Genomic DNA, 26,270 nt, shown 5'->3' with positions numbered 1-26,270 from the left:
CCGCGTCTGCGATCATCAGGAGACTCGCCAGGGTTGCGAGGGCCGGCAGAGAGGGCAGACGTGGCGGATTGGCTCACGGTGAAGCGGGTGACGGAGCTGGTGCAGGCCGCCGGCTACCCCGACAGCGTCGACACGATCCGCCGCCGGGTGGACTCCGGCGAGTTCGGGGCGCGCGGCCGGGACTGGTACCGCTCCGAGACCGGCTATCGGTACGTCGCCCCGGCCGCCGTTGAGGAGTTCATCCGGAAGCGCCGAGAGGCCCAGTAGGCCGCAAACGCCGAGCCGCCCCCGACCTTGCTGGTCGGGGGCGGCTTCGTCGTGCTGGGGCTCAGCGGCCGAACGCACCGCCCCGGGCGCTCGTGACGAACGCGCGCCAGCCACCCGGGGCGAACACCAGCGCCGGTCCGGTCTTGTCCTTCGAGTCGCGTACCCCGACCGCGCCGGTCACGTAGGCGACCTCCACGCAGTTGTCGCAGTTCGGGCCGGACTTCGAGCTCTTGAACCATGTGGCGTTGGTCAGGTCGATCATCACTGCGCTCCTTGGTATTCGGTCGGCCGCTGGTTGCGGCCGGTCGTTTGCTGGCGTCGCCAGGCCCGGTGCGCGGCGAGCAGCTGGGCAGCCCACGCTCCGGTCTCGCACCGGGGTACCGCGCGAGGCTTGCGGCGGTCGGCCTTGCAGTCTCGGCAGCGGCGGTGCGCCTCGACGATGAGGGACGCTACGGCGACGTCGCCGCGCTGGCCGATGTCGTCGACCATCCCGGTCATGGCCGCCATCCGGCGATACCGGCGACCGTGAGGACCAGGACGACGGTGGCGATGACGACACCGTAGATGACCTCGCGGGTGGCGAGGGGCAGGCGGCGGGGCGGCTGGGGGACGGTGTGCCCGTCGGGATGCGGCGCCCGGCCGTACGGGTCGGGGTGCACGGGCGGGAGCGGGCCTGTGTGGGGGCGCTCAACCATCGCCGGGTCCTCAGGGTGGAGGGGTGGGAGATCGCCGGGCGGGAGGCGGCACGGGGGGTCCGTCCCCGCCCGGCTGGATGCTCCGCCTGGTGCGACCCGAGGGGAGCGCCCGTAGACTACATCGACTAGGTCTACTAGGTCTACGTACAGCTACCAGGTTGATGCGGAGAAGTCATGGGTGATCTACTCGACATGCGACCCGAGGAGACCACCATGCCCGCCAAATACGAGCGGGTGGCCGACGCCATCCGCGAGCAAATCCGCACCGGCCAACTGAAGCCGGGCGACAAGCTGCCCTCCATCACCCAGCTCAAGGAGCAGCACGGGGTGAGCTACGGCAGCATCCGCGGCGCCATGCTGGTGCTGAAGGCGGAGCGACTCGTGGAGGGCCGGCCCGGCGAGGGCGTGTACGTGGCCGACCAGCCACCGAAGTAGCGCATGCGAAAGCCGGGAGGTGACGGGGGCCACCTCCCGGCTTAGGTTCGCCATCCGGCGCCAGCCAGGGACGGTCTACCCGCTGCTCAAGCTAGGCCACAGTGTGACCTAAGCGCAATCACTGCTTGAGGGTGACGGCACGGCGTGATCAGATTGGCGAGCCAGCCAGGAGAGTCCGCCATGCCCATACCTATGTCGTCGCGCGAGATCGCCGACGACCTGTCAGCGCGTATCCGCGCCGGCGAGTACGCGCCAGGGCAGAAGCTGCCCTCGCTTCGCGAGTTCGCCGAGCTGTACTCGGTCAGCATCTCAACCATCCAGCGAGCGCTGGAGCTGACCCGCGATCGGGGCCTGACGGTGGGCCGCGCCGGCGTCGGTGTGTACGTCGCAGAGTCCTGGTAGGCCCGTCACTTGGCACCTCGGATCAACCGCAGCTGAGGCGGCGGTTCCTGCTGGGCCCGCCGTACGGTGGCAGCCCCTTCGAGGAAGCCGCGATTTTCGGCGCGCCGCCGAACGATCGGCAACGCAACCGCGGTCCCCAGAGCGACGATCGCAGCTACTGCCAGCGGCGCGATGTGCCACACGGTCGGGACAGCCTTCGCGCTCTCCGCTCGCTGAACCTGCGGCCCAAGCGTTCCTGGCGCCGCGGGCGGCATGGGCGCAGCGGCCGGTACTGACGGCGTCGGTTCAGCGACGGCCTGGTCCTCACGCTGATCCGTTCGGCGAGCAGGAGCGGGCTCGACCTTCGGGCGGGCCGCCGGTCGAGTGGGCGGCGCGCTGGTGCCGGTCGGGGTGGCCGAACTGGAGGCTTCGGCCGCCGGCGGCGTTGACTGCACCGGTGCCGGGGCTACCGAGGGCGGCCCCGGCGACGCCGGGGCGGGCGAGGCGGTGGCGGCCGGTAGGTCGACGATGTCGCCTACGAGGTCGCGGAGAGGCTGGTCGGGGGTGGGGGTGGCAAGAGCGAGTGTGGCGAGGAGCGTGAGCGCGGTACGGCGCCGCATAGGGGCGATCCTCCTGTCCTGCTTAAGGAAACCCGGACCGTACCCAAAGTGATCTAGCAATTACCAGCGTGCAAGTTTCATCATCTGCGATTCCCGACTTTCGAACACCTGTTCGATTTGACCAGGGCTTAAATTCGCAGGTCACGAAGACCGTGTGATCTCCGTCAAATTCCGCCCATGACGTCGATCCTGTCGTAGGCGCGGCGGGCCCGAGCGGACTTGGCGGAGCGCCCGTAGTGGCGCAGCATCTGGTTGGAGTCCCACCCAGCCAGCGCCATGAGGTCGCCCTCGGCGCCGCCGGCGTCCAGCCAGCGGTGCGCGAAGGTGTGGCGCAGGAGGTGGGGATAGATCCGGATGCCGAGCCTCTCTCCCCGGCGGACGAGCATCTGGTAGACGCCGTTGGGCGTCATCGCCTGTCGCCGGCGCACGCCGAGCCATAGCGCAGGCAGGTACGCCGCCGGGTGCTTGCTTCGGACCCGGATGTACCGATCGAGGGCCAGGGCGGCGCGCTGGTCGAAGGGAACGGTGCGCTGCCGATTGCCTTTGCCGGTCACCACGGCCTCGCGCCGCTGCAGGTTGATGTCGTCGAGCTGCAGCAGCGCCAGCTCGGCGAGGCGGCCGCCGGTAGCGGCGAACAGTCGCAGCACTGCGGCGTCGCGCCGGCTCTCGAAGTCGCGGCCGCGCTCGGCGTCGCGGATGAGGGCCTGGAGCTGCTCGGGGGTGAGGACCGGCGGCGGCGCTTCGTCGGCGCGTGGCGCGGCGGGCACGGTCACCTTGACGAATGGGTTGGGGAGGTCCTCCTCCTCGGCGTACCACCCGAAGAACTGCTGCAGCGACCGGCCGACGTTGTTGATGTACCCCTTGCCGTAACCCTGGCAGGACGCCGGCGCCGCGGCCGAGTCGCGGAGGGCGTGCGGACAGGGCTCGCCGGCCTCGCGCAGCCAGGCGAAGAAGCCGCGCAGCTGGTCGCGGCCAACCTCGTCCCAGTCGCGGATCGCTGGCTGGGTGATACGCAGCCAGCCGCCGAAGAACTGGGCGACGTCGACGTACAGGGTGACGGTGCGGGCGCTGAGGCCCTCGGCCTCCATGCTCAGCTTCCAGGAGTTGATCCAGGTCTGATAGCTGCCCGGGTCGGGCCGGCGGATCTTGGGGTGGCGGGTCATGAGATCCACCGTGCCCGGGCCCGTGGCATGGGTGACACCAGGTCAGCGGGCATAAGCGATTGGTCTCTGAGCATCGTTCGGTAGTCCTCTCGTGGAGGCTTACCGGTGTTTGCGCAGGTGGTGGTGCAATCGGAGCCCCCGGCCGGGATCGAACCGGCGACATCTCGCTTACAAGGCGAGTGCTCTGGCCAGCTGAGCTACAGGGGCGCGTGGTGCCGTGGTCAGCATAGCGACTGAGGCCCGGAAATCCCGTTCCGCAGGGCTCCCGAGCACGGAAAACGTCAATTTCGTGACCTCGACGCCGACGTATCGACACCGGGCCGCCCGACGGCGGTGGGGATTGATGCCTCGGAGTGCCTGACTGACCGGAATGCGTATGCGGTCCGTCCCATCCCACGCACCCCGTCTTGGCACGATCGGAAAACCCGTTTACCGTGCAGTGACACGGACGACACCTCCGGTCCGCCTCGGCTGCCTGGGGTGACCGCCCGTTGGCCGGCACCGTGGGTGCCGGTCGCTCCTTCCACTCGGATCGTCCGGCACGTTCCTGCCGGTGAAAGGAAGCGCTCCACCATGGCTACGGTCACCTACGCGAAGGCATCCCGGATCTACCCGGGCACCGAGCGCCCCGCCGTCAACAAGCTCGACCTGGAGATCGGCGACGGGGAGTTCCTCGTCCTGGTCGGCCCGTCGGGTTGCGGCAAGTCCACCAGCCTGCGGATGCTCGCCGGCCTCGAGGACGTCGACGACGGCGCCATCTACATCGACGACCGGGACGTCACCCACCTGCCGCCGAAGGCCCGCGACATCGCGATGGTCTTCCAGAACTACGCGCTCTACCCGCACATGACGGTGTACGAGAACATGGCGTTCGCGCTCAAGCTGCGCAAGACCTCGAAGTCGGAGATCGACCGGCGGGTCAAGGAGGCGGCGGCGCTGCTCCAGCTCGAGGACTTCCTCAACCGCAAGCCGAAGGCGCTCTCCGGCGGTCAGCGCCAGCGGGTCGCCATGGGCCGCGCGATCGTCCGGGAGCCGCAGGTCTTCCTCATGGACGAGCCGCTGTCGAACCTCGACGCCAAGCTCCGGGTGCAGACCCGTACGCAGATCGCGTCGCTCCAGGCCAAGCTGGGCGTCACCACCGTGTACGTGACCCACGACCAGGTCGAGGCCATGACCATGGGTCACCGGGTCGCGGTCATGCTCGACGGCGTCCTCCAGCAGGTGGACACCCCGCGGGCGCTCTACGACACCCCGGCCAACGTCTTCGTCGCCGGCTTCATGGGCTCCCCGGCCATGAACATCAAGACCGTGCCGCTGACCGAGCAGGGCGCCGAGTTCGCCGAGTTGCACGTGCCGCTGACCCGCGAGCAGGTCGAGGCGGCCAAGGCCGAGGGCGGCGACGGCAAGGTCACCGTCGGTTTCCGTCCGGAGGACTGCGACCTGGTCAGCCCGACCGAGGGCGGCATGCCGGTCGTGGTCGAGCTGGTCGAGGACCTGGGCTCCGACGCCAACGTCTACGGCCACGCCGCGCTCGGCGGCAGCTCCGAGCGGTTCGTCGTGCGGACCGACCGCCGCACCATGCCGAACATGGGTGACACCGTGTTCGTCAAGCCGCGCCAGGGCCGCAGCCACGTCTTCCACGCCGCCACCGGCAGCCGGATCTGACGTACGGAAAAGGGGCGGTCCGCCAAGGCGGACCGCCCCTTTTCGTGTCTTCCGAGAAGGGCGTCAGACCTCGACGGCGCGGCGCCGGGCGACCTCGGCGAGGGTGACCGCGGCGGCGACGCTGGCGTTGAGCGACTCGACGTCGGAGACCATCGGGATGCGCACGGTAAGGTCGCACGTCTCGCCGACCAGCCGGGACAGCCCGCGTCCCTCCGAGCCGACCACCACGACCAGCGGGCCCACCGCGGCCTCCAGGTCGTACAGGTCGGTCTCGCCGTCGGCGTCCAGGCCGACCACGACGAAGCCGGCGTCCTTGCACGCCTTCAGCGACCGGGTCAGGTTGGTGACCTGGGCGACCGGCACCCGCGCGGCCGCGCCGGCGCTGGTCCGCCAGGCGGTCGCGGTGATCCCGGCCGCCCGCCGCTCGGGTACGAAGACGCCCTGCGCGCCGAACGCCGCGGCGGACCGGATCACCGCGCCGAGGTTGCGCGGGTCGGTGACCCCGTCCAGCGCGACCAGCAGCGGGCACGCCTGCTCCAGCGCCGCCGCCATCAGGTCCTCGAACGGCTCGTACGCGAACGGCGGGACCTGGAGGCCGACGCCCTGGTGCAGCACCCCGCCGGTCATCCGGTCCAGCTCGACCCGGCTGATCTCCAGGAGCGCGATGCCCCGGTCGGCGGCTGTCCGGACGATCTCGTTGACCCGGTCGTCGATGTCGATGCCCTGCGCCAGGTAGAGGGCGGTGGCCGGCACCTGGGCGCGCAACGCCTCCAGCACCGGGTTCCGTCCGACCAGCAGCTCCGGGCTGTCCTTCGCCGGGTTGGACCGGCGGCCCGGGGCGACCCGGGGACCGCCGCGGGCGGCCGGCTTGCCCTTGCCACCCTTCACCGGGACGCCGGCGCGGCTGCCCTTGCCCCAGGTGGTGTCCTTGCTGCCCGGTTGGCCGATCTTGGGGGCGCGCCCCTCCTCGGCCGCCGAGCGGCGCTCCTTCTCCTGCTTCCAGGCGGTGCGCTGGGGCAGCTTCTCGGTGCCCGAGTATGCCTTGTGCCAGGGTCGCTCGTCGGCGGGCAGGGTGCGGCCACGGCCCGCGAGGGCGTCCCGCCCCTTGCCGCCGGAGCCCTTCGGCGCACCAGCCTTCGGCGTCAGCCGTCGGCCACGGCGCTGCGAGTTGCCGGCCATCAGTCCTGCTCTCCAATAGTCCAACGGGGGCCCTGGGGGGTGTCCTCGACCACCACGCCGGCCTGCTTGAGCTGGTCGCGTACGGCGTCGGCGGCGGCCCAGTCCTTGCGGCTGCGGGCCTGGGCGCGCTGCTCCAGGGCCAGCGCGATCAGGGAGTCCACCACGCCGCGCAGGTCGCTCGCGCGGCCACCGCCGGTCCAGGCCGGGTCCAGGGGGTCGACGCCGAGGATATCCAGCATCGCCCGGGCGGCGGCCAGCGTCGTGCGGACGGTCACATCGTCGCCGGCGGCCAGCGCGCTGTTGCCGTCCTTGACCACCTCGTGCAGCACGGCCAGGGCGGCCGAGGTGTTGAGATCGTCGTCCATCGCGGCGGCGAAGCCAGCGGGCATTTCGCCGCGCTGCCCGCCGCCGACCCGCTCGGCGGCGCGCTGCACGAAACCCTCGATCCGCCGGTACGCGACGGCGGCGTCGCGCAGCGAGTCCTCCGAGTAGTCGATGCGGGACCGGTAGTGCGCGGCGACGTAGTAGTAGCGCAACTCCACCGGGCGCACCCCGAGGGACGCCACGTAGTCCAGGTCGAGGGTGTTGCCCAGCGACTTGCCCATCTTGGCGCCGCCGATGCTGAGCAGCCCGTGGTGCACCCAGTAGCGGGCGAACGCCAGGTCGGCCGCCTGCGACTGGGCGATCTCGTTCTCGTGGTGCGGGAAGGTCAGATCGAGCCCGCCGCCGTGGATGTCGAACTCGGCGCCCAGGTAGCGCCAGCACATCGCCGAGCACTCGATGTGCCAGCCGGGCCGGCCCCGGCCCCACGGCGACGGCCAGTACGCGTCCACCGGCTCGTCCGGCTTGACGCCCTTCCACAGGGCGAAGTCGCGCGGGTCGCGCTTGCCCCGCTCGGGTGTGTCCCCGGCGGGCTGCATGTCCTCCGGCGACTGCCCGGACAGCGACCCATACGCCGGCCAGGAGGCCACGTCGAAGTAGACGTCACCGGTGCCGTCGGTGGCCGGGTAGGCGTGCCCGGTCTCGATCAGCTGGGCGATCAGCTCGTGCATCTCCGGGATGTGGCCGGTGGCCCGCGGCTCGTACGTCGGCGGCAGCACGTTCAACGCCCGGTACGACTCGCCCAGGATCTGCTCGTTGGCGTACGCGATCGACCAGAACGGCCGCTCCTGCTCCACCGCCTTGACCAGGATCTTGTCGTCGATGTCGGTCAGATTGCGGATGAAGGTCACCTCGAAGCCGGAGGCGAGCAGCCAGCGCCGCAGCACGTCGTAGTTGACGCCGGAGCGAAGGTGGCCGATGTGCGGCGGGGCCTGGAGGGTGAGACCACACAGGTAGACCCCCACCTTGCCGGTTTCCCGCGGGACGAAGTCCCGCACCGATCGGGTGGCGGTGTCATACAGGCGTAGCGTCACCGTACAAGGGTAGCCGTCCGCGACATTTCGAGGTTGTGCGGAGCCGGTCGTACGCTGCGTGCTGTGGACACGGCGGCACGGGCGGGAGAGACGGCCCAGACTCTGGACCGGGGGCTGCGCCTGCTGCACCTGGTCGCGGACGCACCGGGCGGGCTGACGGTCACCGAGGCGGCGAACCGGCTGGGCATCGGCCGGGCGGCGGTCTACCGGCTGGTCGGCGCGCTGACCGGGCACGGCATGCTGCGGCGCGACGGTGCGGGCAAGCTCCGGCTCGGTGCGGGCGTGCTGCACCTGGCCCGCCGCGCCCAACCACTGCTCGCCGAGGGGGCGCTGCCGGCGCTGCGGCGGCTGGCCGAGCAGACCGGGGCGACGGCCCACCTGACCGTGGTCGAGGGGGGTGAGGGGGTCGCCCTCGCCGTGGTGGAGCCGAGTTGGACGTCGTTCCACGTGGCGTACCGGACCGGGTCCCGGCATCCGCTGGAGCGGGGCGCCGCGGGGCGGGCCATCCTCGCCGGCCGGTCGGGCGCCGCCGGCCCGGTGAGCACCAGCGGCGAACTGCAGTCCGGGGCGTACGGGGTGGCCGCGCCGGTGCTCGGCGTGCCCGGGTTAGAGGCGAGCGTCGGCGTGGTGTCGCTGGCCCCGCTCGACGTGGCGGTGGTCGGCGACCAGGTCACCGTCGCCGCCCAGGCGATCGCCACCGCCCTCGCCTGACGCTGCCTGGCAGGTGCCGATAGCACACACGACGACCATCGTGATGGTTGTCCACAGGCCGGCGACAGCGCCAGAACGGCGGTTGTCCACAGGGATGTCGGCGGAGGGTCCTGGTCACCAGGCTGGTCGGCATGCCTCCTCAACCGCATCGGCCGAAGCTCCTGGCATGGCAGGTGTTCCGTGGCTCGGACGTGATTCGGCACGGCCTCCTCACCGCACATCAACTCCGCAGCTCGGCCTGGGTGCGGGTGCGACATGACGTGTACGCCGACGCCCGCCTTGACCGGGACCACGCGCTGGCCTGTCGGGCGGCCACGCTTCAGCTGCCGCCGGACGCCCTGATCGCCGGGCCGTCGTCCGCGTATCTGCACGGCGTCGAGCACGCCGCTGATTTCACCGACGAGGTTCACGTGCTCGCGCCCCGTCCGGCTGGGCTCCGGAGCCAACACGGGCTCCGCGTGCACTCCACGCTGCTCGCGCTGCCGCCAGCGGCGCAGGGCGCGGCCGGACTCGTGGCGCCCGACCCCACCCGGCAACTGCCGGCGGACGGCCTACCGGTGCTAGCCGCCGGCACGCCGCTCCGCACCGGTCCGACGGCGGCCGCCTGGGAGACCGCGGTCTGGCTGGAACCGATCCGCGCGATCGGCATCGTCGACGCCCTGCTCGGCCGGGGCCTGACCACCCCGGCAGCCCTCGCCGAGATCGCCCGACGCAACGCCGATCGTCCCGGCGGGCGCCGGGCACGGTGGGTTTTCGGATTGGCGGACGCGGGAGCCGGCTCCCCGGCCGAGTCGGCGCTGCGGGTACGCCTGGTGCTGGCCGGGCTGCCCCGGCCTGCGGCCCAGCCCCCTGTCCGCTTGCCGTCGGGTCTGGTGCTGCACCCGGATCTCGCCTGGCCCGCCTTCCGAGTCGCGGTCGAGTACGACGGCCACTGGCACGCCGACCCGGACCAGCTCCATCGGGACCGGCGGCGGCTGAACCAGCTCGTCACGGCCGGTTGGGTCGTGTTGCACGTGACGAGCCGACGATTCCGCCACGAGTTTCCCGCGGTTGTACGCGAAATCCGCGCGGCCCTGACCTCCCGGGGCTGGCGGCCCTGACGGCCGGTTGATCAACTCGGGGTGCGGCACATTGGGCTTACGAGCGGCCACGAGAGCGCACCTTGCCGCACATCGAGTTGATCGATGAGAGTCAGGGGCGGCCGAAGAGGTCGAGGAGGAGGTCGGGTAGGTCGGCGAGCGTGGACACCTCGGCGTCCGGGATCAGCCCGGAGGGGCGGGGCAGGCCGGCCCGGTTCAGCCACACGGCGCGCAGTCCGACACGCTGCGCTGCCACCACGTCGTGCTCTGGCGAGTCCCCGACGTACACGATCCGCTCGGGCGGCAGTCCGGCCGCCGTCACCACGGCGGCGTAGAACTCCGGGGCGGGCTTCTTCGGCAGGCCGTTCTCGTGCGCGTACAGCTCGAAGGTGAACTGGCCGGCGAGCCCGCAGCGTTCGGCGCGGCTGTTGCCGTTGGTGGCCAGGCCCAGCAGGTGCCGCGGGCGCAGCGCGGCCAGCGCGGGCACCGCGTCCGGGAACGGCCGGCTCAGCGCGAAGCGGCGGGCGAAGAAGAGCGCGGCGAACTCGTCCAGGTGCTCGTCGAGGCCGGCCCGGGCCAGCGACCGGGCCAGCGCCGCCCGCCGGATCTCCTGCACCGGCGCGGCGCTCAGCGCGCCGAACACCGCACCCCAGTCCGACTCCAGGTTCGCCAGCGAGACCCCGGCGGCCGCCGGGGTCCACCGCCGCATCTCCTCGAGTACGGCCACCAGCGCGCCGGTGACCGCCGGGCGCAGGTCGATCAGGGTCTCGTCGGCGTCGAAGACGATCGCGGTACGCGGTTCGCTCATCGCTCGCCGGCCAGCGCCGGCTCGGCCGGGGCCGGCGGGACCGTCTCCGGCGTGCGCAGCTCGTCCAGCCGGACCAGGGCGACCCCGACCACGATCAAGGCCCCGCCGAGCAGCTGCACGGCGGTCGGCAGTTCGGCCAGCACCAGCCAGGCGATCAGCACCGCGAACATCACCTCGGTCAGCCCGACGAAGGAGGACAGGCGCGCGCCGAGCAGCCGGGCTCCCGCGACCCCGGCCAGGTACGCGACCACCGCGGCGATCAACGACAGCCCGGCGATCGGCACCAGCCAGCTCACCTGGTGCCCGGCGAAGGTGACGTCGGCGGTGTCGGCGCGCAGCGGCAGCAGCCGGGCCATGCCGAGCAGGGCGAGTGCCAGCGCGCCGATGGCCATCCCGCAGCTCGCCATCACCACGGACGGCAGCGCGGCGTCGACCCGACCGGCGATGACGTAGTAGCCGGCCAGCCCGACCCCGGCACCGAGCCCCCAGAGCACCCCGATCGGGTCGAGCCGTCCGGCGCCGGTCAGGTCCAGCACGAACGCGAGCCCGCCGAGCGCGGTCAGCGACCCGATCACGGTGAGCAGTCGGGGTCGCTGGCCGTGGACCAGCCACATCCAGCCGACCACCAGCACGATGCCCAGATACTCCAGCAGGAGCGCGACACCGACCGGCAGGTAGCGGACCGCGTTGAAGAAGCACGCCTGGGCCACCGCCACCCCGAGCAGTCCGAACACGACGATCGTGCCGGCGTTGCGCCGCAGCACCGGCCACCGCCCGCGCAGCGCCAGCAGCGCCGGCACGGCCAGCACCAGCGCCGCGATGCCGACCCGGGCCAGCACCACCGCCTCGGCGGACCAGTCGCCGGCGATCAGGGAACGGGCGAAGGTGCCCGATGTGGCGAACGTGAGCGCGGAGAGCAGGGCCAGGCCGAGGCCGACGCCGGACCGTTCACGCATCGACAGCTCCTTGATCGAACGACCGGTCATTGGTGAAACATGGTTATGCTGATGACGCTAGGCCGGCATCCTGACAGGAGTCAAGTTGCTATTCGCCCATGACACCGAGTGTGGCCTGGTCGCGGCCGCGGGACTGGTGAACACCGCCGGGCCGGACCGGGAGGGCCTGCCCGACGTGCCCGCCCTCGACGAGTTCATCGCCGCGCACGGCTGGAGCGGCCGGCACGAGCACACCGACGCGGAGCTGCGCGAGGTCCGCGCGCTGCGCCCCCGGCTCCGCCGGATCTGGTACGCCGACACCGACGAGGTGGTGGCCATCGTCAACGGGCTGCTCCGCGAGTCGCACGCGCTGCCCGAGCTCATCCGGCACGACGGCGAGCCGTACCACCTGCACGCCGTGCCGCGCGACGCGCCGCTGGCGACCCGGATGGCCGTCGAGGCCGCCATGGCCATGGCCGACCTAGTCCGCACGGCTGAGCTCAGCCGGCTACGGCTGTGCGAGCACCCGGACTGCGACAAGGTACTGGTCGACCTCTCGAAGAACCGGTCCCGCCGGTTCTGCGACGCCGGCTGCGGCAACCGTGCCGCCGTGAGCGCCTACCGAGCCCGCAAGGCGGCATCCCACTCCTGACCGGCCGGCACGATCCGGAGCCCCGGTCAGGGGTGGGTCATCCGGAGCAGGTCCAGGGCCTCGTCGAGCTGGGCCTCGCTGAGCCTGCCCGAGGCGACGTGTCCCCGGGAGATCACCACCTCCCGGATCGAGACCTGCCTGGCCAGCGCCTCCTTGGCGATCGAGGCGGCCTCGTCGTACCCGAGGTGGCGGTTGAGCGGGGTGACGATCGACGGCGAGCCCTCGGCGTACGCCAGACAGACCTCGGCGTCCGCGACCAGGCCGACCACCAGGCGGTCGGCGAAGAGGCGGCTCGACGCGGCCAGCAGCTTGATCGACTCCAGCAGGTTGCGGCCCATCACCGGAAGCATCACGTTCAGCTCGAAGTCGCCCTGCGAGCCGGCGAACGCGACCGTGGCGTCGTTGCCGATGACCTGCGCACAGACCTGCCGCATCGCCTCGGCGACCACCGGGTTCACCTTGCCCGGCATGATCGACGAGCCGGGCTGGAGATCGGGGATGCGCAGCTCCCGCAGGCCGGCCCGGGGGCCGGAGCCCATCCACCGGATGTCGTTGGCGATCTTGTACAGGCCGACCGCGATGGTGCGGAGCTGGCCGGAGGTCTCCACCAGCGCGTCCCGGGCGCCCTGCGCCTCGAAGTGGTTGCGCGCCTCGGTCAGCAGCAGCCCGGTCGACTCGCGCAGCTTCTCGATCACCCGGCCCGCGAAGCCGAGCGGGGTGTTGATGCCGGTGCCGACGGCGGTGCCGCCGAGCGGCAGTTCGGCCAGCCGCGGCAGCGCGGATTCCAGCCGCTCGATGCCGTAGCGGACCTGGGCGGCGTACCCGCCGAACTCCTGGCCCAGGGTGACCGGGGTGGCGTCCATCAGGTGGGTACGTCCGGCCTTGACCACGGTCTCGAACTCAGCCGCCTTCTCCTCCAGCGCCCCGGCCAGATGCTTCAACGAGGGAATCAGATCCTCCACCACGAACTGGGTGGCGGCCAGGTGGATCGACGTCGGGAACACGTCGTTGCTGGACTGCGAGGCGTTGACGTCGTCGTTCGGGTGCACGTTCCGGCCCAGCTCCCGGCTGGCCAGCGTGGCGATCACCTCGTTGGCGTTCATGTTGGACGACGTGCCGGAGCCGGTCTGGAAGACGTCGACCGGGAACTGGTCGTCGTAGCCGCCGTCGGCCACGTGCGCGGCGGCGGTGGTGATCGCCTCGGCCACGTCCGCCCCGATCACCCCCAGCTCGCCGTTGACCTGGGCGGCGGCCCCCTTGATCTGCGCCAGCGCCTTGATCTGGGCCGGTTCCAGGCCCCGCCCCGAGATCGGAAAGTTCTGCACGGCACGCTGGGTCTGCGCTCGCCACAACGCCTCGGCTGGGACCTCCACCTCGCCCATCGAGTCGCGTTCGATCCGGTAGCCGGTCGCCTCTGGAGTCGTCACGCGTACCATCCTGCCGCGCTGATCCCCGGACCGCAGGGAAAGCAGGCCGCACCGGCACGGGCTCAGCCCAGCTCGGCGAGGAGCTGCTCCACCTCGTGCCGCTCGGGGCCCCGAACTCACGGAACAGCGCCAGCGCCCGGATCCAGTGGGCGCGAGCGGCACCCGGATCGGGGCATCCCAGGATCCCGAACCGCATCTGCTTCCCGTACGCCTTCCTGTGCAACTTCGAGCAGAGCAGCCCGGGGAGGGCGGGTACTGGTTCCCCGTGGCCAACCCGGGCTGACCGGCGGCGAACGGAAAAGGGGCGCCGGGTGGGATCCCACCCGGCGCCCCTTTCGCATCGCCAGGGTCAGCGCCGGCCGACGGTGAGCACCGGCTTGGTGACCTCGGCGAAGAAGTCGTTGCCCTTGTCGTCAACGACGATGAAGGCCGGGAAGTTCTCCACCTCGATCTTCCAGACCGCCTCCATGCCGAGCTCGGGGTATTCGAGCACCTCGACGTGCTTGATGCAGTCCTGGGCGAGCCGGGCGGCCGGGCCGCCGATCGAGCCGAGGTAGAAGCCGCCGTGCTGCTGGCAGGAGCGGGTGACCTGGGCCGAGCGGTTCCCCTTGGCCAGCATCACCATCGACCCGCCGGCCGCCTGGAACTTCTCCACGTACGCGTCCATCCGGCCGGCCGTGGTCGGGCCGAACGAGCCGGAGGCGTAGCCCTCGGGGGTCTTGGCCGGACCGGCGTAGTAGACGGCGTGGTCGCGGAGGTACTGCGGCATCGGCTCACCGGCGTCCAGCCGCTCGGCGATCTTGGCGTGCGCGATGTCCCGGGCCACCACCAGCGGGCCGGTCAGCGACAGCCGGGTCTTCACCGGGTACTTCGACAGCTCGGCGCGGATCTCGTCCATCGGCCGGTTGAGGTCGACCCGGACCACCTCGGACGCGTCGAGCTGCGCATCGGTCACGTCGGGCAGGTAGCGCGCCGGGTCGGTCTCCAACCGCTCCAGCCATACCCCGGACGGAGTGATCTTGGCGACGGCCTGCCGGTCGGCGGAGCAGGAGACGGCGATCGCCACCGGGCAGGAGGCGCCGTGCCGGGGCAGCCGGACCACCCGTACGTCGTGGCAGAAGTAGCGGCCGCCGAACTGCGCGCCGATGCCGAAGTTGCGGGTCAGCTCCAGCACCTCGGCCTCCAACTCCAGGTCACGGAAGCCGTGCGCGCTCATCGAGCCAGAGGTGGGCAGGGTGTCCAGGTACTTGGCGGAGGCGTACTTGGCGGTCTTCAGCGCGTACTCGGCGGAGGTGCCGCCGATGACGATGGCCAGGTGGTAGGGCGGGCAGGCCGCGGTGCCGATCAGCCGCAGCTTCTCCTCCAGGAACTGCATCATCCGCGTCGGGTTCAACAGCGCCTTGGTCTCCTGGTAGAGGTACGACTTGTTGGCCGACCCGCCGCCCTTGGCCATGAACAGGAACTTGTACGCGTCCGGGTGCCCGTCCGGGTCCTCGGCGTAGAGCTCCACCTGGGCGGGCAGGTTGCTGCCGGTGTTCCGCTCCTCCCACATGGTCAGCGGGGCGAGCTGCGAGTAGCGCAGGTTCAGCCGGGTGTACGCCTGGTAGACGCCGCGCGAGATGGCCTCGGCGTCGGTGCCGTCGGTGAGCACGTGCCGGCCGCGCTTGCCCATCACAATCGCGGTGCCGGTGTCCTGGCACATCGGCAGCACGCCGCCGGCGGCGATGTTGGCGTTGCGCAGCAGGTCCAGCGCGACGAACCGGTCGTTCGGCGAGGCCATCGGGTCGTCGATGATCGACCGGAGCTGGGCCAGGTGCGCCGGGCGCAGGAAGTGGGCGATGTCGTGCATCGCCTCGGCGGTCAGCGCGGTCAGCGCGGAGGGCTCCACGGTGAGGAAGCGACGGCCACCCGGGCCGTTGACGACGTCGACGCCCTCGTCGGTGACCAGGCGGTATTCGGTGTGGTCGGGACCGGTCGGCAGCAAGGGGGCGTACGAGAACGCGGCGGCACTGCTCATGACGGAAAAGCCTAGGGCAGCGGCGTCGATCGGTGGCACCCGCCGGGGGCGTCCTGGGATGCCGCTCTCACCCACCGTTGCCCGGCGAGTCGCACAGCTCCCGCTTCGGTCCGCAGTTCCCCTGATCCGACGGGGGGACGTAGGTGCTGCCGCCCGGGTTCGGGCCGGGGCCGCTGCCCCCGTCGACCGGCGGGGGCCCCGCCGACGTTCCGGCCCCCCAGCGGACGTACCCGATCTCCCGACCCTCCCCGATGATCATGCCGTTCGGGCCGACCGCCAGGGCGTTCGCCGAGGTACGCAGCACGGCGAGCTCCCGTCCGGTACGCGGGTCGACCGCGACCAGCCGGGACGGCTTCTCCTCGGCGATCACCGCCGCGTACGGGGTGAGGGCCGCCCCGCTCTTCGATCCGGCGGCCCGGGTCCACTGGTTCCGGTCGACCGACAGCTCCCGGCCGAGGATCGAGCGCTTGTCCGCGCTGCGCACCAGCGCGTACCGGTCGTCGACGGCGAGCAGCTTCTCGCCGTCCGCGCCGACGTGGAGCAGCCGGCCGTCGTACCCGTCGAGCACCGCCTCGCGGCCGTCCGGGGCGACCCCGATCAGCACGTTCCGGGCGCCCTGCGGGTCCTCCCGCTGCACGCAGCCGGCGTAGTCGGCGGTCCGCAGGTTCACCCCGTTCCGCTGCCACACCTGCCGGCTGGTCGCCGGGTCGACGGCGGAGACGGCGAAGTAGCAGCTGCCGTCCCGGGAGGTGGCGTTGATCCGGAGCAGCCGGCCGCCGATCACGGCCAGCCGCTCCTCCCGGCCGGGCTGGACGTTCTGCAGCACCCGGCCGGTGGCCGTGTCCACCACGTGCACCCGCCCGTCGACGGGGAAGCCGAGCAACGGCGGGACGTCCTCCGGCCCGGCCACGCCGCCGTCGATCCGGGGGGCGCTCAGCCGCCGGGTGCCGAGCAGGTCCGGGTTGTCGGCGAGCAGCCCGCTGTGCACGCCGGGCAGGAACGCGGTCCACAACGGCTTGGTGCCGCGCGGTTCCCAGGCGCTCAGCGTGCAGTCGGTGGCGTCCGCGCAGCGCGCGTCGAGCAACAGGTTCCGGTACGTCCAGACCGCCACCGCCCGGTCGTCGCTCCGGCGCACCGCACCGCTGGTCGGGTCGAGCAGCTCGTACCCCTTCACGAGGAGCTTGCCCACGGCGACGACCGGGTCCCGGTCGCCGCCGGCGACCGCCGCCCAGTCCGCCTTGCGCTCCCAGAGCTGGGTGCCGGTGGCCAGGCTGCGCGCCTCGACCCGGGTGCGTTGCTCGACGACGACGGTGTCGCCGGCGATGGTGACGCTCTTCGGCGTGCCGCCGACCCGCTGCTGCCAGACCACGTCCGGCTCGGCGATCGGCTCGCTCCGGTCGACCCAGTCCCACAAGGTCGGGAACGGGTTCCACACGCCGGTGGCGGCGAGCACGATCACGGTGATGAGCCCCAGCAGCAACCAGCCGCGTACGCCAAGGCCCTTCACACCGCACACGGTAGCGACGATCACTGCGCCGCCGAGCCCGCGCGGCTGCGTGTCGCGCCGGTTTCTGCGCCGGCCAGCGTGTTAAGAGGGGCGCCGGGCCGCGTGAGGCGTCAGGCCGGGGCCCGGCGGGCGGCGGAGCGGACCAGGGGAAGCGTGCGGTAGGGGATCTGCTCGGCGAGCGCGATGATCGTGGAGGCGCGCCGGATCCCCTCCGACGAGACGATCTGGTCGATCACCCGCTGCAGGTCGGTGTTCGACCGGGCCACGATCCGGCAGAGCAGGTCGCTGGAGCCGGTGATGGTGTGCGCCTCCAGCACCTCGGGGATGGCGGCCAGGTGCGCGGTGACCGGATCGTGGCCGTGCCGCTGGCTGATCTCCAGGGTCACGAAGCTGGTCACCCCGAAGCCGATCGCGGCCGGGGTGATGTCCGGGCCGAAGCCGGTGATCACCCCCCGGTCGACCAGCTTGTCGAGCCGGGCCTGGACGGTGCCCCGGGCCACGCCGAGCCGGCGGGAGCACTCCAGCACCCCGATCCGCGGCTCCTCGGCGAGCAGTTCGATCAACCGCGCATCCAGTTCGTCGAGCTGTACATCCTGACCAGCGTTCATGGGGTTTCACTTTACGGAATGCACAAGCTGACCAGCAATTCTGGCAACTGTTGCCCAACCGGTGGCGGGAAAGCAATCCTCGCCACAACAGCAGTCAACGGCGGCCCACGAGGCCGGCCGGTACGCAAGGGAGGCCACCATGACCCAGGCGATCGACCGACCCCAGTCGACCGAGGAGGTCGACGTCGACGCCCTCGTCGGCGCGGTCGACCACGACATCAGCCGGGACCCGTTCCCGGTCAAGGGGCTCGACCACGTGCACTTCCTGGTGGGCAACGCCAAGCAGGCCGCCCACTACTACTCCACCGCGTTCGGCATGACCTGCGTGGCGTACCGGGGCCCGGAGCAGGGCTACCGGGACCACGCCCAGTACGTCCTGACCAGCGGCTCGGCCCGGTTCGTGCTGACCGGCGTGGTCCGCCCGGACGCCGAGGGCGCCGAGCACGTGGCGAAGCACAGCGACGGCGTCTCCGACATCGCGCTGGAGGTGCCGGACGTGGACGCCGCGTACGCCCACGCCATCGCGCAGGGCGCGACCGGCCTGGTCGAGCCGCACGACGTCACCGACGAACACGGCACCGTCCGGCTGGCGGCCATCGCCACGTACGGGGACACCCGGCACACCCTGGTCGACCGGTCCCGGTACACCGGGCCGTTCCTGCCCGGCTTCGTGGCCCGCGGGCCGATCGTGGACCGGCAGCCGATGATCGACGCGGGCATCCAGCCGAAGCGTTTCTTCCAGGCCGTCGACCACGTGGTCGGCAACGTGGAGCTGGGCCGGATGGACGAGTGGGTCGAGTTCTACAAGCGGGTCATGGGCTTCAGCAACATGGCCGAGTTCATCGGTGACGACATCGCAACCGACTACTCCGCGCTGATGAGCAAGGTGGTCGCGAGCGGTACCCGCAAGGTGAAGTTCCCGCTCAACGAGCCGGCCGTCGCCCGCAAGAAGTCGCAGATCGACGAGTACCTGGAGTTCTACCAGGGGCCGGGTGCCCAGCACATCGCCGTGGCCACCAACGACATCCTGGCCAGCGTTGACGCCATGCGGGCCGCCGGCGTCGATTTCTTGGACACCCCGGACTCCTACTACGACGACCCGGAGCTGCGCGCCCGGATCGGCCAGGTGCGGGTGCCGATCGAGGAGCTGAAGGCCCGCAAGATCCTGGTCGACCGGGACGAGGACGGCTACCTGCTGCAGATCTTCACCAAGCCGGTGCAGGACCGCCCGACCGTCTTCTTCGAGCTGATCGAGCGGCACGGCTCGCTCGGCTTCGGCAAGGGCAACTTCAAGGCCCTGTTCGAGGCGATCGAGCGGGAGCAGGAGAAGCGCGGCAACCTGTAACACTGTCCGCGTGACCCAGCCTCCCCCGAACGCGTCTCCGCCGCCCGCCGGGTCCCCGCCCCCGGGCGGCGGCTTCGCGCCCCCTTCCGGACCGTCGTACGCGCCCCCCACGCAGTACGCCCCGCCGACGTACGCCGGGCTGCCGGGGTACCCCCCGCCCGCGCATTCGCCGTACCCGGGATTCGTGCCGCTGGCGCTGGCGCCGAACGGTCAGCCGCTCGCCAGCTTCACCGACCGGCTGCTCGCCTGGCTGATCGACACCGCTGTGGCGAGCGCCCTCGCCATGGTGCTCTTCCTGCCAGTCTTCGTCTGGCTGGTTGTCCGGATGGTGGACCAGATGCCACCGCCCGGCCCGGACGGGACGCTGGCCGAGCCCGACCCGTCGATGCTCATCACCGACGTCTTCCTGCCGGTGCTCCTCGCCGAGCTGGGGATCTTCGCGCTCCTGCTCGTCTTCTACTGGCTGTACCACGTGGAGTACGCCCGCCGGACCGGCCAGACGCTCGGCAAGAAGGTGATGAAGATCCGCATCGTCCCGGTCGAGCCGGGCGCCACCCTGACCCGGGGCGCGCTGGGCAAGCGGTACCTGGTGGAGTTCGTCGCCGGCTCGCTGGTGCCCTTCGCCAGCTACCTCGACGGTTTCTGGCAGCTCTGGGACAAGCCCTGGCAGCAGTGCCTGCACGACAAGTTCGCCGGAACCGTCGTCGTTAAGGTTGCTGCGTGAGCGAGCGCAACGAGGCACGACCGTGAGCGTGGAACCCGGCTGGCACGTGGACCCCGCCGACCCCGAGACCCGACGGTACTGGGACGGCGAGGGATGGATCGGCGCGCCGATCCCCGTCGACGCCACCCCGCCCGAGGGCCCGCCGCCGCCCGAACCGGCCCCCGCCGCCGCGCCGGCCCCCACCGCCCCGGCCCCGTACCCGGGCCAGCCCCCCGCCGCGCCGCATCCAGAGCAGCCGGTCAGCGGGCCGTACCCCGGGCAGCCGGCCGGCGGGCCCTACCCCGGGCAGCCGGCCGGCGGGCCCTACCCCGGGCAGCCGGTCGGCGGGCCCTACCCCGGGCAGCCGGTCGGCGGGCCGGCCCAGTGGCCGGGGCAGCCGAGCGGACCGGGCCAGCCGGCGGGACCGCCGCCGGGCTGGCCGTACCCGACCTGGCCGGTACGCCCGCCCGCGCCGCAGCCGCACGGGCTGCCGCTCGCGTCGTACGGCGCGCGGCTGGTCGCCCGGCTGATCGACCTCGGCGTGGTGTTCCTGCTCAACGTCGTGGTGAACGGCTGGTTCGTCTGGCGCTACTTCGAGGAGATCTCGCCGTACCTGCGCGAGTCGGTGCGCCGGTCGCTGGCCGGGGAGACCTCCACCGACGGGCTGCCCCAGCCGGGCGAACAGGCCGCCGCGCTGCAGATCGTCATCCTGCTGATCGCCACCGCGCTCTGGTACGCGTACGAGGTGCCCTCGATGGCCGCCCGGGGACAGACCTTCGGCAAGCGGGTGATGGGCGTCCGGGCGCTGCCGATCGAGGCCGACCAGCCGCTCGGCTTCGGCCGGGCCACCCGGCGGTGGAGCACCCTAGGCCTGCCGACGCTGCTCTGGTACTGCTGCGGCTTCGGCCTGCTGCTGCAGTTCGTCGACGCGGTCTCCCCGCTCTTCGACCAGCCGCTGCGCCAGGCGCTGCACGACAAGCGGGCGCAGACCGTGGTGGTCCAACTCCCCCGCACCAGGCCCGAAACCCGTACCACCTCGCGCGACAGCGCCAATCCCCCGGGAGACACCCCATGACCGACACCGGACGTCACCAGCCTCCGCTGCGGCTGACCCGCGCCGACCTGGACGCGCTGCCCAGCTACGTGCCCGGGCGCAGCCCGGCCGACCTGGCCCGCGAGCTGGGCCTGCCCGAGGCGATCAAGCTGGCCAGCAACGAGGTTCCCTACGGCCCGCTGCCGGGCGTGGTGGAGGCGGTGGCCGAGGCGATGGCAGGTTCGCACCGGTACCCGGACATGGGCGTGGTGGCGCTGCGCCAGGCTCTCGCCGAGCGGTACGGCGTGGACCCCGACCGGATCGCCACCGGCTGCGGCTCGGTGGCGCTGGCCGAGCACCTGGTCCGGGCCACCTGCCTCCCCGGTGACGAGCTGCTCTACTCGTGGCGGTCGTTCGAGGCGTACCCGATCATCGCGGCGACCAGCGGCGCGACCAGCGTGCGGGTGCCGAACGACGCCGGCCACGGCCACGACCTGGCCTCGATGGCGGCGGCGGTGACCGACCGGACCCGGATGATCCTGGTCTGCAACCCGAACAACCCGACCGGCACGGCGGTCCGCAAGGCGGAGCTGGACCGGTTCCTCGACGCGGTGCCGGATGACGTGCTCGTGGTGATCGACGAGGCGTACCGGGAGTTCGTCACGGACCCGGAGGTGCCGGACGGCCTGAGCTACCTGGACCGCCCGAACGTGGCCGTGCTGCGCACCCTGTCCAAGGCGTGGGGGCTGGCCGGCCTGCGGATCGGCTGGCTGGTCGCCGAGCCGAGCGTGGCCGCCGCCGTCCGCAAGGTCGTCACGCCGTTCTCCACCAGCCTGGCCGCCCAGGCCGGTGCGCTCGCCGCGCTGGCCCAGGCCGACGAGGTCGAGCGCCGCTGCGCGCGGGTCGTCGCGGAGCGGGACCGGGTCACCGAGGCGGTGCGCAAGCTCGTCCCGGACGTGCCGACCAGCCAGGCCAACTTCGTCTGGCTGCCGCTCGGCGAGCGGGCCGTCGAGTTCGGCCGGGCCTGCGAGGCGCGGGGCGTGATCGTCCGGCCGTTCCCGGGCGACGGGGTCCGCGTCACCATCGGCACCCCGGCCGAGAACGACGCCTTCCTGGCCGCCGCCGAGGCGGCGCTGGCCTGACGGAAGGAGGGCCCCCGGCGTTGCGGGGCCCCCGCCGACCACACCGCCGGCTCGGCCGCCCCGCAGCGGTCGGCAGAGCCGGCGGTCAGGGGGACGTTCCCGTCGCCGCCAGCAGCACCGTCTCCGCCATCAGGTAGTACGCCTGGTCGTCGTCGTCCGGGGTCGCCCGCTGCCGGACCCGCTCCACGGCGACGTAGCCGTCAGCCGCGTATGCCCGGCCGGGCATCCAGCCGACCCCGTCGTGGCCGAGGTCCAGGACGAAGCGGGACCGTTGCGCACCGGTCGCCGGATCGAGGGTGACCAGCTCGTTCCGCTCGGTCAGCAGGTGCACCCGGCCCGGCTCGACCGCGATGATCCGTACCGGCCCCAGGTCCGCCCGCCGCCACAGCTCCTTGCCGGTGCGCGCGGAGCGGCCCGTGATCAGCCCGGCCGACGTGCCGACCGCCCACTCGCCGTCGAGTTCGGTGTCCGTGCCGTCGAGGGCGGGCGCGGGGACCGGGTCGCCCGGGCCGACCAGCCAGCCCCGGCCGGTGTCGTCGCCGGGGCCGGAGACCCGCAGCCCCCGGCAGTTCGAGTGCCCGTCCGGGCAGCCCACGGGGACCACCATCAGATCCTCCGGGCCGCCGGGCGGCTGCCAGCGGGTACGTACCGCGCCGGTGGCGGCGTTCCGGAACTCGACCCGCGCCGGGCCGTCGCAGGCGTCCACCGCGAGCAGCTCGCCGGCCACCGTGGTCCCCACCTCGGTACGGCAGTCGCCGCCGACGTCGGCCCGCCAGAGCCGCCGGCCGTCGGCCAGGTCGTACCCGCCGGCCCGGCCCGGGCCGGCCGCGACCAGCACCCGCCGGCCGTCGGCGGTACGGGTGACGTACAGGTCGGCCGGGTCCCAGACGGTCGAGGCGTAGGTCCGGCGGGGCTTCGGCACCGGTCCCGGCACCGGCCCGTCGGCCCGCCAGGCGACCCGTCCGGTACGCGCGTCGAGCGCCACGAGGAGCCCGTCCGACCAGCGGCTGACCACGGTGGTGCCGTCGGCGAGCACCCCGACGAGCTGCGCCGGCCAGCGGCGGTACGACCAGAAGGGGGTCACCCGGTGCTGTCCGTCGACCGGCTGGTCGGCGTACACCTGGCGGTTGCCGGCGTAGACGCGGAGCCGGCCGTCCACGACCAGCGGCGCCACCGGCAGGCGGCCGATCACCCCGGTCTGCGGGCTCGGCGCCGGCGGGTATGCGCCCCGGGCGACCGTGTCGACCTCGGCGGGCGCGAGCACCCGGTAGGCCACGACGGCCGCCGCGCCGACGGCCAGCACCGCCGCGAGCGCCATCGTGATCCACCGCCGCCGCTTGGGCCACCTCATGCCGCACCTCCGCCCGGCACCCTACCCACCGGCGGTGCCAGGTCCCAGCGAGGTGGGGCGGGTCAGGCGGCCTCCGCCGAGCGGGTGGGGCCGACGGCCTGCGCCAGGTCGGCGAGGTCCCGCCGGAGCGCCCCCTCCACGGCACGGGCGGCCAGGCCGCCGAGGATCAGGGCCAGCATCCGGCCGTACCGGGCGGTCGGCACGGCCTCCTGCTCGACGGTGACCTCGGTGCAGCCGCGCCGCCGGCGCTCGACCCTCCGCAGCGTCCAGGTGATCCGGTAGTCCGCGCCGGCACCCCGCGAGCTGAGCACCAGCCGCCCTGGGGCGACCGCCTCGACCACCACGAACTCCTCCGGCGCCTCGGCGCCGTCCGGCCGGACCCGGGTCTCCCGCCAGGCGGTGCCGGGCCGGAAGTCGCCGGGGGTGAGGACGTCGACCGCGCCGACGGCGGAGAGCCACCGGGCTCGCGCGGGCAGATCGGTGAGGAGCCGCCAGACCTCGACATCCTGCGCTTCGATGAATGCGGAAACCGTGACCGTCGACATGGCACCTCCCGTGTCGTCCACGGTACGGCGCGTGAACGGGAAACGGGGAGCCTGGGGTGACATTTCCACCACCGGTGCCCCCCGGGGCGGGACACCGGGCGTGCGGCGGCCGGGGGTCAGCGACGGAACGCGTCGGCCCGGATCGCGGCGACGAACGCCGTCCAGCCCGGCGGGCGGACCGCCAGCGTCGGCCCGCTCCGATCCTTCGAGTCGCGCACCCCCACCACGCCGTACGCGGCGACCACGTTGGTCGCCACCTCGACACAGAGACCCTGGTCGTTGGAGCGGCTGCTGGTGCGCCAGACGGCGCCGGTCAGCTCGGTCATCCTCGTTCCCTCCTGTTCCGCTCGGGTGCGCCCCGGCCCGCACCGCCGGGGCGTACCGGATCCCGGACGATCAACGCGGGACGCAACGGCCCCGGTCGCACAGCCGGTGCGACCGGGGCCGGAGGGTGAAGACGCTGCTCAGCGGGGCGGAAGGATGGTGCCGGTGACCTCGCCGAGGGCGATGGTGGTGCCGTCCGGGCCGGGGGCGGTGGCGGTGACGGTGACGGTGTCGCCGTCCTCCAGGAAGGTGCGGGTGGTGCCGTCGGCGAACTTGACCGGCTCGGTCCCGCCCCAGGCCAGCTCCAGGAACGAACCGACCTGGCCGCGCTCCGGGCCGGACACCGTGCCGGAGGCGTAGAGATCGCCGGTACGCAGCGAAGCCCCGTTGACCGTGAGGTGGGCGAGCTGCTGGGCCGGCGTCCAGTACATGGTGGCGAAGGGCGGCTCGCTGACGCGCTCGCCGTTCCACTCCACCGCCAGGGCCAGGTCCAGCCCGAGGTGCGGGCTGTCCTGCAGATAGCCCTGCACCGGCGGGTCTTGGTCGGGGGCGGGGACGAAGGCGTCCGTCAGCGCGTCCAGCGGGGTCACCCACGCCGAGACCGAGGTGGCGAAGGACTTGCCCAGGAACGGGCCGAGCGGCTGGTACTCCCAGGCCTGGATGTCGCGGGCGGACCAGTCGTTGACCAGCACCACGCCGAAGACGTGGTCGGCGAAGTCCGCGACGGACACCCGGTCGCCGAGCCGGCTCGGCAGGCCGATCACGAAGCCGACCTCGGCCTCGATGTCCAGGCGTACGGAGGCGCCGGTGGTCGGGCCCTGCGGGGTGGCCCGCTGCCCGGTGGGCCGGACCACCGGGGTGCCGGAGACCACCACGGTGCCGGCCCGGCCGTGGTAGCCGATCGGCACGTGCTTCCAGTTCGGCAGCAGCGGCGGCTGGCCCGGCCGGAAGATCTGCCCGACGTTGGCCGCGTGGTGCTCGGACGAGTAGAAGTCGACGTAGTCGGCCACCTCGAACGGAAGCAGCAGCTCCACCTCGCGCAGTGGCACCAGCAGCGGCTCCACCGCCGGCCGGTGTCCGGCGTCGGTGAGCAGTTCGGTGATCCGCTGCCGGACGGCGGTCCACTGCGGACGGCCGAGCGCCATGAACTCGTTCAGCGTGGGCCGGCCCAGCGCCCCGGCCGCCAGCACCAGGCCGGCGGCCTCCGCGCCGGCCAGGTCCAGCACGAAGTCGCCGATGCGTACGCCGATCCGCGGCTCGCGGTCGCCGTGCCGGAACACCCCGTACGGCAGGTTCGTCACCCCGTACGGGGAACCCTCGGTACCCGTCACCCAGCTCATTCGCTCACTCCTCGAAGCCCCCGTTCACCAGCCCCAGCCGGATCAGATCGGTCAGTGGTTCCTCGATGCTGCACGAGCCGTACCCGACCCAGAGCGGGCGCTCGGTGTCCCGGTGCGCCCGGACCAGCTCTACCACGCGTACCGGGTCGGTGGCGGCGAGCAGCTCGGCGGCCGCGTCCACCTCACGGCCGGCGGCGGCGGCGAGGGCCGCGGCGAGCACGTTGACGAAGCCGTGGTGGGTGAAGCCGGTCTCCGGGTCCCGGTGGCGGATCGCGTGGTGCAGCCCGGCGGTCAGCTTGAACGGCAGCTGCCGGTCCCGGCAGGCGCAGATCACCGCGGCCAGCTCGACCGGGGTGGGGAAGAGTTCGGCGGCCAGCCCGCCGGTGCGGAACTTGGCCGCGACCGGCAGCCCGCCGGCCCGCGCCTCGGCGAGCGTGTCCAGGGCACCCAGCAGGCCGAAGGTCAGCGGGATCTCCGCGTAGATCCGGGTGCCGTCGAGCCGCTCGGTGAGGTTCAGCAACTCGGTCAGTCCGGGCTGCGGGTCCTCACCACGCTTGGCGACCGGCACCTCGACCTGCCGGACCGTGACCCCGTCCGGCGCGAGGAATGACAGCGCGACGGGCACGCCCGCGACGCCGGTGTCGCCGATCAGGCCGGTGACGAATCCCTCCGCCGGATCGACCAGCCCGCTGAGTTCACCGGCGGCGACGGCGGAGGCGGGCAGCAGGAGCGGGCCGACGAGGTCGGCGTACCAGGCGGTGCGATGCCCCCGGTGGGCGACCACCGCCTCCGGCAGCGCGGCACTGCCGGGCGGGAAGACCGCGGCGTCGTCTACCAGGCCGGCGAAGAGTCGGGGCACCTGCGTTGACACGAGACAAGAATGTACGGGACGCTACGAGGAACGGACAACCGCGTCCGATTAT

General features: G+C 72.5%; 28 protein-coding genes and 1 tRNA gene. 11 read left to right on the top strand and 18 right to left on the bottom strand.

The window, feature by feature from the left end; genetic code table 11:
- Nucleotides 1-87: 87 nt before the first annotated feature.
- The gene (locus A6A27_RS28870) at nucleotides 88-267 is read left to right on the top strand and encodes a hypothetical protein (RefSeq protein ID WP_143194229.1); all 180 of its coding nucleotides are present in this window, start codon (nucleotides 88-90) and stop codon (nucleotides 265-267) included.
- Nucleotides 268-328: 61 nt separating this feature from the next.
- Here the strand turns inward: A6A27_RS28870 and A6A27_RS28865 are convergent, their stop codons facing one another.
- From A6A27_RS28865 to A6A27_RS43550, 3 genes are read right to left on the bottom strand one after another with little or no spacing between them, the layout of a single operon-like run.
- Nucleotides 329-529, bottom strand: a complete 201-nt coding sequence (locus A6A27_RS28865; protein ID WP_073837786.1) for a DUF397 domain-containing protein — start codon at nucleotides 527-529, stop codon at nucleotides 329-331.
- Nucleotides 529-765, bottom strand: a complete 237-nt coding sequence (locus A6A27_RS28860) for a hypothetical protein (protein WP_073837785.1) — start codon at nucleotides 763-765, stop codon at nucleotides 529-531. The genes A6A27_RS28865 and A6A27_RS28860 overlap by 1 nt, the downstream gene beginning before the upstream one ends.
- The gene (locus A6A27_RS43550; RefSeq protein WP_143194228.1) at nucleotides 762-962 is read right to left on the bottom strand and encodes a hypothetical protein; all 201 of its coding nucleotides are present in this window, start codon (nucleotides 960-962) and stop codon (nucleotides 762-764) included. Before A6A27_RS43550 ends, A6A27_RS28860 begins: the two co-directional genes overlap by 4 nt.
- A gap of 174 nt (nucleotides 963-1,136) precedes the next feature.
- Here A6A27_RS43550 and A6A27_RS28855 point away from each other — a divergent pair, with 174 nt between their 5' ends.
- Together A6A27_RS28855 and A6A27_RS28850 are read left to right on the top strand one after the other, a co-directional pair.
- Nucleotides 1,137-1,397: a winged helix-turn-helix domain-containing protein gene (locus A6A27_RS28855; protein WP_443190013.1), complete on the top strand. Its 261-nt coding sequence runs from the start codon at nucleotides 1,137-1,139 to the stop codon at nucleotides 1,395-1,397.
- Between the two features lie 180 nt (nucleotides 1,398-1,577).
- Nucleotides 1,578-1,799, top strand: a complete 222-nt coding sequence (locus A6A27_RS28850; protein ID WP_073837784.1) for a winged helix-turn-helix domain-containing protein — start codon at nucleotides 1,578-1,580, stop codon at nucleotides 1,797-1,799.
- Between the two features lie 763 nt (nucleotides 1,800-2,562).
- Here A6A27_RS28850 and A6A27_RS28845 read toward each other — a convergent pair.
- Both A6A27_RS28845 and A6A27_RS28840 read right to left on the bottom strand, forming a co-directional pair.
- Entirely contained in the window at nucleotides 2,563-3,561 is a 999-nt protein-coding gene (locus A6A27_RS28845; protein ID WP_241825502.1) for a tyrosine-type recombinase/integrase, read from the bottom strand.
- Between the two features lie 133 nt (nucleotides 3,562-3,694).
- Nucleotides 3,695-3,768 (bottom strand) — tRNA-Thr (locus A6A27_RS28840).
- Nucleotides 3,769-4,134: 366 nt separating this feature from the next.
- Here A6A27_RS28840 and A6A27_RS28835 point away from each other — a divergent pair.
- A complete protein-coding gene (locus tag A6A27_RS28835; protein WP_073837783.1) occupies nucleotides 4,135-5,226 on the top strand; it encodes an ABC transporter ATP-binding protein in 1,092 nt (363 codons plus the stop codon).
- Between the two features lie 63 nt (nucleotides 5,227-5,289).
- Here A6A27_RS28835 and rlmB read toward each other — a convergent pair whose 3' ends face one another.
- Both rlmB and cysS read right to left on the bottom strand, forming a co-directional pair.
- On the bottom strand, nucleotides 5,290-6,405 hold the full coding sequence (gene rlmB / locus A6A27_RS28830; RefSeq protein WP_073837782.1) for a 23S rRNA (guanosine(2251)-2'-O)-methyltransferase RlmB: 1,116 nt from the start codon (nucleotides 6,403-6,405) through the stop codon (nucleotides 5,290-5,292).
- On the bottom strand, nucleotides 6,405-7,820 hold the full coding sequence (cysS, locus tag A6A27_RS28825; RefSeq protein ID WP_073837781.1) for a cysteine--tRNA ligase: 1,416 nt from the start codon (nucleotides 7,818-7,820) through the stop codon (nucleotides 6,405-6,407). The genes rlmB and cysS overlap by 1 nt, the downstream gene beginning before the upstream one ends.
- Before the next feature lie 63 nt (nucleotides 7,821-7,883).
- Here cysS and A6A27_RS28820 point away from each other — a divergent pair, with 63 nt between their 5' ends.
- Nucleotides 7,884-8,531 (top strand): IclR family transcriptional regulator, encoded by a 648-nt coding sequence (locus A6A27_RS28820; protein WP_073837780.1) that lies wholly within the window; start codon nucleotides 7,884-7,886, stop codon nucleotides 8,529-8,531.
- A 131-nt stretch (nucleotides 8,532-8,662) separates the two neighbouring features.
- Nucleotides 8,663-9,631, top strand: coding sequence for a hypothetical protein (locus tag A6A27_RS28815; protein WP_073837779.1), 969 nt, complete (start codon nucleotides 8,663-8,665; stop codon nucleotides 9,629-9,631).
- A gap of 91 nt (nucleotides 9,632-9,722) precedes the next feature.
- On the opposite strand, the gene A6A27_RS28810 is transcribed toward A6A27_RS28815, so the two are convergent.
- Both A6A27_RS28810 and A6A27_RS28805 read right to left on the bottom strand, forming a co-directional pair.
- Nucleotides 9,723-10,418 (bottom strand): HAD family hydrolase, encoded by a 696-nt coding sequence (locus A6A27_RS28810; protein WP_073837778.1) that lies wholly within the window; start codon nucleotides 10,416-10,418, stop codon nucleotides 9,723-9,725.
- The gene (locus A6A27_RS28805; RefSeq protein ID WP_073837904.1) at nucleotides 10,415-11,374 is read right to left on the bottom strand and encodes an EamA family transporter; all 960 of its coding nucleotides are present in this window, start codon (nucleotides 11,372-11,374) and stop codon (nucleotides 10,415-10,417) included. Before A6A27_RS28805 ends, A6A27_RS28810 begins: the two co-directional genes overlap by 4 nt.
- Nucleotides 11,375-11,459: 85 nt before the next feature.
- Between A6A27_RS28805 and A6A27_RS28800 the strand changes: the two genes are divergently transcribed.
- Nucleotides 11,460-12,005 (top strand): CGNR zinc finger domain-containing protein, encoded by a 546-nt coding sequence (locus A6A27_RS28800; protein WP_073837777.1) that lies wholly within the window; start codon nucleotides 11,460-11,462, stop codon nucleotides 12,003-12,005.
- A gap of 26 nt (nucleotides 12,006-12,031) precedes the next feature.
- Here A6A27_RS28800 and A6A27_RS28795 read toward each other — a convergent pair whose 3' ends face one another.
- The 4 genes from A6A27_RS28795 to A6A27_RS28780 all read right to left on the bottom strand — a co-directional run bounded on the left by A6A27_RS28795 (nucleotide 12,032) and on the right by A6A27_RS28780 (nucleotide 17,564).
- Nucleotides 12,032-13,441: a class II fumarate hydratase gene (locus A6A27_RS28795; RefSeq protein ID WP_198940487.1), complete on the bottom strand. Its 1,410-nt coding sequence runs from the start codon at nucleotides 13,439-13,441 to the stop codon at nucleotides 12,032-12,034.
- A gap of 340 nt (nucleotides 13,442-13,781) precedes the next feature.
- Nucleotides 13,782-15,449, bottom strand: coding sequence for a fumarate hydratase (locus A6A27_RS28790; RefSeq protein WP_073837775.1), 1,668 nt, complete (start codon nucleotides 15,447-15,449; stop codon nucleotides 13,782-13,784).
- Between the two features lie 67 nt (nucleotides 15,450-15,516).
- Nucleotides 15,517-16,965: an outer membrane protein assembly factor BamB family protein gene (locus A6A27_RS28785; protein WP_083672957.1), complete on the bottom strand. Its 1,449-nt coding sequence runs from the start codon at nucleotides 16,963-16,965 to the stop codon at nucleotides 15,517-15,519.
- Nucleotides 16,966-17,066: 101 nt separating this feature from the next.
- Entirely contained in the window at nucleotides 17,067-17,564 is a 498-nt protein-coding gene (locus A6A27_RS28780; RefSeq protein WP_073837774.1) for an Lrp/AsnC family transcriptional regulator, read from the bottom strand.
- 139 nt (nucleotides 17,565-17,703) lie between these two features.
- On the opposite strand from A6A27_RS28780, the gene hppD reads away from it, so the two are divergent.
- From hppD to hisC, 4 genes are read left to right on the top strand one after another with little or no spacing between them, the layout of a single operon-like run.
- Complete coding sequence (hppD, locus tag A6A27_RS28775) at nucleotides 17,704-18,909, top strand: 4-hydroxyphenylpyruvate dioxygenase (protein ID WP_073837773.1); 1,206 nt, start codon at nucleotides 17,704-17,706, stop codon at nucleotides 18,907-18,909.
- A gap of 10 nt (nucleotides 18,910-18,919) precedes the next feature.
- Nucleotides 18,920-19,633: an RDD family protein gene (locus tag A6A27_RS28770; protein ID WP_073837772.1), complete on the top strand. Its 714-nt coding sequence runs from the start codon at nucleotides 18,920-18,922 to the stop codon at nucleotides 19,631-19,633.
- 22 nt (nucleotides 19,634-19,655) lie between these two features.
- On the top strand, nucleotides 19,656-20,687 hold the full coding sequence (locus tag A6A27_RS28765; protein ID WP_073837771.1) for an RDD family protein: 1,032 nt from the start codon (nucleotides 19,656-19,658) through the stop codon (nucleotides 20,685-20,687).
- Entirely contained in the window at nucleotides 20,684-21,787 is a 1,104-nt protein-coding gene (gene hisC / locus A6A27_RS28760) for a histidinol-phosphate transaminase (protein WP_073837770.1), read from the top strand. The genes A6A27_RS28765 and hisC overlap by 4 nt, the downstream gene beginning before the upstream one ends.
- Nucleotides 21,788-21,872: 85 nt before the next feature.
- On the opposite strand, the gene A6A27_RS28755 is transcribed toward hisC, so the two are convergent.
- The 5 genes from A6A27_RS28755 to A6A27_RS28735 all read right to left on the bottom strand — a co-directional run bounded on the left by A6A27_RS28755 (nucleotide 21,873) and on the right by A6A27_RS28735 (nucleotide 26,218).
- Entirely contained in the window at nucleotides 21,873-23,138 is a 1,266-nt protein-coding gene (locus A6A27_RS28755) for an outer membrane protein assembly factor BamB family protein (RefSeq protein ID WP_073837769.1), read from the bottom strand.
- A 62-nt stretch (nucleotides 23,139-23,200) separates the two neighbouring features.
- The gene (locus A6A27_RS28750) at nucleotides 23,201-23,683 is read right to left on the bottom strand and encodes an SRPBCC family protein (protein WP_073837768.1); all 483 of its coding nucleotides are present in this window, start codon (nucleotides 23,681-23,683) and stop codon (nucleotides 23,201-23,203) included.
- A gap of 116 nt (nucleotides 23,684-23,799) precedes the next feature.
- Entirely contained in the window at nucleotides 23,800-24,009 is a 210-nt protein-coding gene (locus A6A27_RS28745; RefSeq protein ID WP_073837767.1) for a DUF397 domain-containing protein, read from the bottom strand.
- 138 nt (nucleotides 24,010-24,147) lie between these two features.
- Nucleotides 24,148-25,347 (bottom strand): fumarylacetoacetase, encoded by a 1,200-nt coding sequence (gene fahA / locus A6A27_RS28740; protein WP_073837766.1) that lies wholly within the window; start codon nucleotides 25,345-25,347, stop codon nucleotides 24,148-24,150.
- A 4-nt stretch (nucleotides 25,348-25,351) separates the two neighbouring features.
- Nucleotides 25,352-26,218 (bottom strand): hypothetical protein, encoded by an 867-nt coding sequence (locus tag A6A27_RS28735; RefSeq protein WP_073837765.1) that lies wholly within the window; start codon nucleotides 26,216-26,218, stop codon nucleotides 25,352-25,354.
- Nucleotides 26,219-26,270 lie beyond the last annotated feature (52 nt).

Origin of the sequence: Micromonospora sp. CB01531 (assembly GCF_001905095.1) — a bacterium.
In the GTDB taxonomy this organism is placed as follows: Bacteria; Actinomycetota; Actinomycetes; order Mycobacteriales; family Micromonosporaceae; genus Micromonospora.
Note: the sequence above shows the minus strand (reverse complement) of the source record. Positions and strands in the feature narration are given on the sequence as shown.

Bases quoted from the DNA above. Each gene is read 5' to 3' on its own strand.
- A6A27_RS28780 (WP_073837774.1), bottom strand. From the start codon at position 17,564: ATGAACGCTGGTCAGGATGTACAGCTCGACGAACTGGATGCGCGGTTG.
- A6A27_RS28835 (WP_073837783.1), top strand. From the start codon at position 4,135: ATGGCTACGGTCACCTACGCGAAGGCATCCCGGATCTACCCGGGCACC.
- A6A27_RS28860 (WP_073837785.1), bottom strand. From the start codon at position 765: ATGACCGGGATGGTCGACGACATCGGCCAGCGCGGCGACGTCGCCGTA.
- A6A27_RS28805 (WP_073837904.1), bottom strand. From the start codon at position 11,374: ATGCGTGAACGGTCCGGCGTCGGCCTCGGCCTGGCCCTGCTCTCCGCG.
- A6A27_RS28755 (WP_073837769.1), bottom strand. From the start codon at position 23,138: ATGAGGTGGCCCAAGCGGCGGCGGTGGATCACGATGGCGCTCGCGGCG.
- A6A27_RS28865 (WP_073837786.1), bottom strand. From the start codon at position 529: ATGATCGACCTGACCAACGCCACATGGTTCAAGAGCTCGAAGTCCGGC.
- A6A27_RS28795 (WP_198940487.1), bottom strand. From the start codon at position 13,441: ATGGTACGCGTGACGACTCCAGAGGCGACCGGCTACCGGATCGAACGC.
- A6A27_RS28810 (WP_073837778.1), bottom strand. From the start codon at position 10,418: ATGAGCGAACCGCGTACCGCGATCGTCTTCGACGCCGACGAGACCCTG.
- rlmB (WP_073837782.1), bottom strand. From the start codon at position 6,405: ATGGCCGGCAACTCGCAGCGCCGTGGCCGACGGCTGACGCCGAAGGCT.
- A6A27_RS28855 (WP_443190013.1), top strand. From the start codon at position 1,137: ATGGGTGATCTACTCGACATGCGACCCGAGGAGACCACCATGCCCGCC.
- hppD (WP_073837773.1), top strand. From the start codon at position 17,704: ATGACCCAGGCGATCGACCGACCCCAGTCGACCGAGGAGGTCGACGTC.
- A6A27_RS28850 (WP_073837784.1), top strand. From the start codon at position 1,578: ATGCCCATACCTATGTCGTCGCGCGAGATCGCCGACGACCTGTCAGCG.
- A6A27_RS28745 (WP_073837767.1), bottom strand. From the start codon at position 24,009: ATGACCGAGCTGACCGGCGCCGTCTGGCGCACCAGCAGCCGCTCCAAC.
- hisC (WP_073837770.1), top strand. From the start codon at position 20,684: ATGACCGACACCGGACGTCACCAGCCTCCGCTGCGGCTGACCCGCGCC.
- A6A27_RS43550 (WP_143194228.1), bottom strand. From the start codon at position 962: ATGGTTGAGCGCCCCCACACAGGCCCGCTCCCGCCCGTGCACCCCGAC.
- A6A27_RS28750 (WP_073837768.1), bottom strand. From the start codon at position 23,683: ATGTCGACGGTCACGGTTTCCGCATTCATCGAAGCGCAGGATGTCGAG.
- fahA (WP_073837766.1), bottom strand. From the start codon at position 25,347: ATGAGCTGGGTGACGGGTACCGAGGGTTCCCCGTACGGGGTGACGAAC.
- A6A27_RS28845 (WP_241825502.1), bottom strand. From the start codon at position 3,561: ATGACCCGCCACCCCAAGATCCGCCGGCCCGACCCGGGCAGCTATCAG.
- A6A27_RS28790 (WP_073837775.1), bottom strand. From the start codon at position 15,449: ATGAGCAGTGCCGCCGCGTTCTCGTACGCCCCCTTGCTGCCGACCGGT.
- A6A27_RS28815 (WP_073837779.1), top strand. From the start codon at position 8,663: ATGCCTCCTCAACCGCATCGGCCGAAGCTCCTGGCATGGCAGGTGTTC.